Origin of the sequence: Streptomyces sp. BR123 (assembly GCF_013401435.1) — a bacterium.
In the GTDB taxonomy this organism is placed as follows: domain Bacteria; phylum Actinomycetota; class Actinomycetes; order Streptomycetales; family Streptomycetaceae; genus Streptomyces.
The window spans coordinates 1-6,119 of sequence record NZ_JACBGN010000383.1 but is presented as its reverse complement, the minus strand read 5'-3'; the positions used below and the strand labels follow the sequence as shown (position 1 = coordinate 6,119).

The 6,119-nt window shown below is 74.1% G+C and carries 5 protein-coding genes; 1 reads left to right on the top strand and 4 read right to left on the bottom strand.

The features are described 5' to 3' along the window. A partial coding sequence (locus tag HYE82_RS33240) for a 4'-phosphopantetheinyl transferase superfamily protein (RefSeq protein ID WP_179177936.1) occupies positions 1–618 on the bottom strand: 618 nt, incomplete at its 3' end. Positions 619–844: 226 nt separating this feature from the next. Between HYE82_RS33240 and HYE82_RS33235 the strand changes: the two genes are divergently transcribed. Continuing rightward, entirely contained in the window at positions 845–1,852 is a 1,008-nt protein-coding gene (locus HYE82_RS33235; protein WP_179177935.1) for a TauD/TfdA family dioxygenase, read from the top strand. A 74-nt stretch (positions 1,853–1,926) separates the two neighbouring features. Here HYE82_RS33235 and HYE82_RS33230 read toward each other — a convergent pair whose 3' ends face one another. The 3 genes from HYE82_RS33230 to HYE82_RS33220 all read right to left on the bottom strand — a co-directional run. After that, positions 1,927–4,491, bottom strand: a complete 2,565-nt coding sequence (locus HYE82_RS33230) for an FtsX-like permease family protein (RefSeq protein ID WP_179177934.1) — start codon at positions 4,489–4,491, stop codon at positions 1,927–1,929. After that, on the bottom strand, positions 4,491–5,204 hold the full coding sequence (locus HYE82_RS33225; protein ID WP_256988012.1) for an ABC transporter ATP-binding protein: 714 nt from the start codon (positions 5,202–5,204) through the stop codon (positions 4,491–4,493). The genes HYE82_RS33230 and HYE82_RS33225 overlap by 1 nt, the downstream gene beginning before the upstream one ends. A gap of 243 nt (positions 5,205–5,447) precedes the next feature. Beyond that, the coding region (locus HYE82_RS33220; protein ID WP_218783341.1) for a hypothetical protein at positions 5,448–6,119 on the bottom strand (672 nt) is incomplete at its 5' end.

Below are 6,119 nucleotides of genomic sequence, written 5' to 3'. Positions count from 1 at the left end.
GGCGGGATGGGTTTCCAGCAGCCCCAGTTCGGTGCCGGACAGGCCGAGGCCGGTGGCCTTGACCACCGCCTCCTTGCGGGTCCAGACGCGGTGGAAGGCCGCGTCCCGCTCCGGGCCGGACGGCAGGGCGCCGAGGTGGCGCTGCTCGGCGGCGGTCAGGTCCGGATCGGCCGCGGCCCCGGCGCGCACCGGCCGCAGCGCCTCGGCGTCCACGCCTATCGCCGAGCCGGCACCGACCGCGAGGACGCAGGCCCCGGCCGTACGGCTCATGCTCAGCACGAGCGGCACCGGCGGGGCGACGAGCCGGGGCGGCCCGTGGCCGGCGTCCCCGCAGCCGGGACACGCACGCCGCCCCAGGGCGAGCTCCCCGGGTTCCAGGCCGAACAGGCGGGCCAGGGCCCGGCGGACCCCGGCCCGGGAGCGGACGAAGGCGGCGGCGTCCCGTTCGGCGGGCAGGGACAGCGCGCGCCGGAACTCCTCGGTGTCCAGCAGCGGCAGGTCCGCCGGGTCGGTGCGCTCCGGCGGGCGCCAGCACCAGACGTGCGCCTCCCCCCGGGCGGCCATCGCGCCGGCCACGGACATCGCCGTGCCGGGAGCGCCCTCCTCGCGTAATGCCATGGAATCCCCCTCTCTTCTCCCCCGTCGGACGTATTGCGGACGTACGGCCACGAGTCCTCGCCGGGACACGTCCGGAGACAAAGCCGCCCCATGAGAATGGTGGGGGCAACTATCGCTCGGCTATACCTGTCGACGGGGCCGGAAGGCCCCTTTCCCATAGGGCCGGGATAGTTCGGGTCCGGAAACTGACTCGGGTCACCCTTCATCGACCCGAGGAAATTCCTTCATGCCTCACATTCGAGAGCACACCCTCACGCTCGGCTCGGCCGCCCCGGTGGCGGACGCCGTCGCGCTCACCGACACCGAGCGGGACGCGATGCTCGCCCTGGCGGCCGACGTCCTGGCCTCCTCCCCCGCCCTGATCGACGATCCGGCCTGGCTGGACACGGTCCGGGACGCCTCCGCGATGCTGCCGCGGCCGGTCCTCGCCCTGCTGCGCCGGTTCCGGCACGACGCCGGGCCCGACGGGGTGCTGCTGCTGCGGAACATGCCGGTGGTCGCGGACACGCCGCTTCCGGTGACGCCGACCGTGGCCGGCTCCGTGGAACGGGTGCCGGCCGTCGCCTCGGCCCTGGTCACCGCGGCCATGCTGCAGCTCGGCGAGGTCATCGCCTATCGCAGCGAGAAGACCGGCGCACTCGTCCAGAACGTCGTTCCGGTGCCGGGCAGCGAGCAGTCCCAGAGCAATGCGGGTTCCGTTCTGCTGGAACTCCACGTGGAAAACGCGTTCCACGAGAACAAGCCCGACTACGTCGGCCTGCTCTGTGTCCGCGAGGATGCGACGGGCGACGCGAAACTGTGCACCTCCTCGATGCGCCGGGCCCTTCCCCTGCTGTCCGCGCGGACGGTGTCGGTGCTCGCCGCGCCGCGGTTCCTCACCGAGCCGCCGCCGTCGTTCGGCGCCCTGAACTCGGTGACGCCGGCCCACCCGGTGCTGGTCGGCGACCTGGCCGACCCCGACGTCCTGGTGGACTTCGCCGCGACGCACCCGCTGGACGACGAGGCCGCGGCCGCCATGGACGAGCTCCGCGAGGCGTTCATGCGGACGATGTCCGCGGTCGCGCTGCGCGTCGGCGACCTCGCGGTGGTCGACAACCGGATCGCGGTGCACGGCCGGACCTCCTTCACGCCCCGCTACGACGGCCAGGACCGCTGGCTGCACCGGGTGTACGCGCACCTCGACCACCGGCGCAGCCGGGCGGACCGCAAGGACGGCGGCGCCGTCCTCGACTGACCGCCCGCCCCGGCGGCCACACGCGCGGAGGGCCGGCCCCCACCGGGGGCCGGCCCTCCGGCCGTTGCGGCCGGCTACTGGCGCGAGCCGATGACATCGGCGGGGCGGCCGGACACGGCCACCCGGCCCGGGACCACCGTGGCCAGCACCGCGAGCAGCGCCGCGAAGCCCAGCACCCCGAGGTACATCAGCGGGTCGACGGACGGCGAGGCGGAGCCCGTCATCCCGATGCTGAAGGCGGTCAGCACCGCGAAGGCGATGCCGCTGCCCAGCACCGCGGAGATCAGCACCACCATCACGGACTCGATCCGGAGCATGCCCATCACCTGGCGCCGCGTTGTGCCGACGAGCTGGAGCAGGGCGAACTCGCGGGTGCGGTCCGAGACCGACATGGCCAGCGTGTTGACCACGGCGATCGCGGTGAAGGCGATGATCAGGCCCATCGCCACGTAGTTGACCTCGGCGTTGGACTGCTGCACCTCCGCCTGCAGGTCCTCGACCTGCCCGCGGTCCAGGACGCCGATGCCGGGCAGGCCCCCCAGCGCCCTCTGCAGCTCGCCGCGCCCGGCCCGGCCGTCACCGGCCGTCTTGACCAGCAGCGAGGAGGCCAGCGGGTTGTCGACGTGCTGCGACACCAGCCCGTGGGCCATCGTCAGATCGCCGAAGCCCAGGCCGCGTTCGTACACGGCGGCCACCGTCAGCTCGGTCTGCGTGCCGTCGCCGAGGGTCAGCTTGAGGGTGTCCCCCGGCTTCTTGCCCAGGCTGTCGGCCGCGACCTCGCTGAGCGCGACGCTCTTCTCGCCGAAGCCGTCGAGGCTGCCGCCCGTGACACCCGGGTCCCAGGTGCTGGTCAGGCCCTCGGTGGACACGCCCTGCGCCGGGTACTTCTCCAGTCCGACGCGCACGGAGGTGCGGACGACCTCGGTCACCGCGGTCACGCCGGGCACCCGGCGCAGCGAGTCCGCGGCCTGCGCGGGCACGCCCGGGCCGGCCGAGCCGACGACCCAGTCCGCCTTGTTGCCGGCCTTCGCCTGGGCGGTGGCCGCCGCCCCCATGGTGGTCTGCACGAAGAACACCGTGCAGGCCATGCCGATCAGCAGGGCCAGCGGGGTGATCGCGGCGGAGAGCCGCTTGGTGTTGGCGCGGGCGTTGGCGGTCGCGAGGTAGCCGCCGACCCGGGAGGCCCGCAGCGGCACGCCGAGGACGGCGACCGCGATCCGGGCGATCAGCGGGCCGAGCAGCGAGACCGCCACCGCGAGGACGACGACCGACAGGAACGTGACCGGCGTGGACGCGGGCTCGGTGCGCAGCGCGGCGAGGACCGCCAGGAGCACGATGCCGCCGGCCAGGAAGGCCGCGCCGGCGCCCAGTCGGCCCCACGCGAAGTTCCGCTGCTCCATGGCCGCTTCGGACAGGGCCTCGGCGGGCCGGATCCGGGCGGTGCGGCGGGCGGAGATCCGGGCCGCGGCCCAGGCGCCGAGCAGGGCCGCGCCGATGGCGGCGAAGAACGGGAAGACGCCGAACGTCACCTCCAGGGTGTCCGGGATGGCCTTGAAGCCGACGAACTTGCCGTGCAGCCAGTAGGCGATGGGCAGACCGGTGACCGAGCCGAGCACACCGGCGAGGAGGCCGACGATCAGCGCCTCCCGGCCGATCAGCTGCCGCACCTGCTTGGGGGTCGCGGCGATGGCCCGCAGCAGCGCCAGCTCGCGGTAGCGCTGCTGGATGGACAGGGCGAAGGTGCCGACGACCACGAGGATCGCGACGAGCAGCGAGGTGCCGCCGATCGCGCCGCCCATGGACACCAGCTTGATCCGGGCCTTGGCGGCGTCCAGGAACTCCACCGGGCCGCGCTCGCCGCCCGTGGCCACCTGCGCGGTGGTGCCCTCCAGGGCCTTCTTGACCTGCACGGCGAGGTCGTCGGCGGACACGCCCGGCTTGGGCAGCACGCCGACCGCGGCGACCTCGCCCTCACGGCCCGAGAGGCGCTCCGCCTCGGCGTCGGAGAAGAACAGGGAGGTCTGCTGCTTCAGGTCGGCGCCCACGGGCGCCGCGATGCCCGTCACCCGGTAGGTGCGCGGCGCACCCGTCGACTGCACGGTCAGCTCGGAGCCGGGCTTGATCCCGGCCCGGCCCGACAGTTCACGGTCCACGACGACCTCGTCCGCGCCGACCGGGGCGGAGCCCTCGGCCAGCGCGAACGGGGTCAGGGCCGCCGAGGTCCAGGCGTGCCCGTACGAGGGCTTGCCGTCGACGCCGGGAACCACCTGGCCCTTCGGGGTGACCGCGTAGGCGGGGAAGTTCACCTCCGGCACGGCCGCCTTCACCCCGGGCAGCGCGGCCACCTTGCCCGCGGTGTCCGCGGGGATCCAGACGCGCTCGCCGAGCGGCTTGGCCTTCTCCTTCGTCTTGGTCTTGCCCTTCTTCTTCTCCTTGGTGGTGACCTGGTGGACGTTCTGGTCGCCGCTGACGATGACGGGGGCGCCGGCGTACCGCTCGGTGCCGATGGTGCCGCGCAACCCGGTCTCCAGGAGGATGCCGCAGGCCGTGACCAGTGCGGCGGCACAGAAGAGGGCGAGGAACGCCCCGATGAAGCCGCCCTTGCGGGCGCGCAGGGTCTGCAGTGCATAGCGCAGCATCAGGCCCACGCTCCCAGGTGGGTCATGCGGTCGGCGACCCGGTCCGCGGTCGGCGAGTGCATCGTGTCGACGATCCGGCCGTCGGCGAGGAACAGGACGGTGTCTGCGTACGAGGCGGCGACCGGGTCGTGGGTGACCATGACCACCGTCTGGCCGGTCTCGTCGACGCAGGACCGCAGCAGGGCGAGGATCTCCTTCGCGGTCACCGTGTCGAGGGCACCGGTCGGCTCGTCGCCGAAGATGACGTCCGGGCGGGTGATCAGCGCGCGGGCGATCGCCACGCGCTGCTGCTGGCCGCCGGACAGCTCGGCGGGCCGGTGCGTGGCGCGGCCCCCCAGGCCGACCCGCTGCAGGATCTCCTCCAGCCACTGCGGGTCCAGGCGCTCCCCGGCCAGGCGCAGCGGAAGCTCCACGTTCTGCCGCACCGACAGCGCCGGGATCAGGTTGAAGGCCTGGAAGACGAAACCGATGCGCTCGCGGCGCAGCCGGGTCAGCTGGGTCTCGTTCATGCCGTTCAGCTCGGTGTCGGCGATGTACGCGCGGCCGCCGGTCGGCTTGTCGAGGCCGGCCGCGCAGTGGAGGAACGTGGACTTGCCGGAGCCGGACGGCCCCATCACGGCCGTGAACGAGCCCCGCTCGATGCCGACCGAGACGCCGTCCAGCGCGCGCACGCCCCGGCCGCTCTTTCCGTACTCCTTCACGACCGCGTCCATGCGCAGCGCGTATCCGGGGGACCCGGCGCCGTTCTGTCGGCGGAGGCTGTGCGTCTCGGTCCTCATGCGCGACCAGTCCTTCCAAGGCTTCGAGGGGGGTTCGTCAGCACGATCCGCGTGTGGCGGATGCAACACCCTCGATCCTTGACCGGCGATCTATACCGGCTCTACGCGGACGGGCGCGGGCAGCGCGTTCCGGCCGAAGGCGGGGCGCCTTCGGCCGGAACGCGGTGGTCGCACGTGTCAGTGCGGCTGCCGGCCGCCGGGCTGCGGCCGCGGCCCGGTGCGGGTCCCGGTCCGGGTGCGGGTCCAGCGGTGGACGAGCGCTGCGGCGGTGGCCGCCGCGCACGCGCCGTACGCGACGACCACCCACAGGGCCGGGGTGCGGCCGGCGCCCAGGCCGTGCACGAGGCCGGCGGCCCAGCCGGCGTACGCCAGACCGTGCAGGACACGGAAGGGGCGGATCCAACGGCGGGTGGCGAACACGCCGCGCCACAGGCCGGTGATCAGCGCGAGGACGAAGAGCTGCGCGGCGAGCGTGCCGAGGTCGACGAGCAGGCTGCCGCTGCCGAACCCGAAGCCGAGGGCGGCCTGGACCGCGGTGACCCGGTCCGCGCCGACCTTCACCCCGATGTGGATCAGGAGGAAGCCGACCCCGGCGACGGCGGCGGCCCGGTGCGCCTGCTGCGCGAGCTGTCGGCGGGCGGGGGTGAGGACGTCCCGGAAGACGGTGGCGAGGCCGAGCATCACGGAGCAGGAGAGCGCGACGAGCGCGAAGACCCCGGCCATGCGGTCCAGGAACGCCTGGAGGGGGCCGCCGGCGAGCACGCCGACCGCGAGGAGCAGGCCGACGCCGGCCAGTCCGGCGGTCACGGCGGGGGCGCCGGGGGCCGGCGTGTGCGGGGGCCCTGGCCG

Coding starts and splice junctions, on each gene's coding strand:
- HYE82_RS33235 (WP_179177935.1), top strand. CDS start 845: ATGCCTCACATTCGAGAGCACACCCTCACGCTCGGCTCGGCCGCCCCG.
- HYE82_RS33230 (WP_179177934.1), bottom strand. CDS start 4,491: ATGCTGCGCTATGCACTGCAGACCCTGCGCGCCCGCAAGGGCGGCTTC.
- HYE82_RS33225 (WP_256988012.1), bottom strand. CDS start 5,204: ATGGACGCGGTCGTGAAGGAGTACGGAAAGAGCGGCCGGGGCGTGCGC.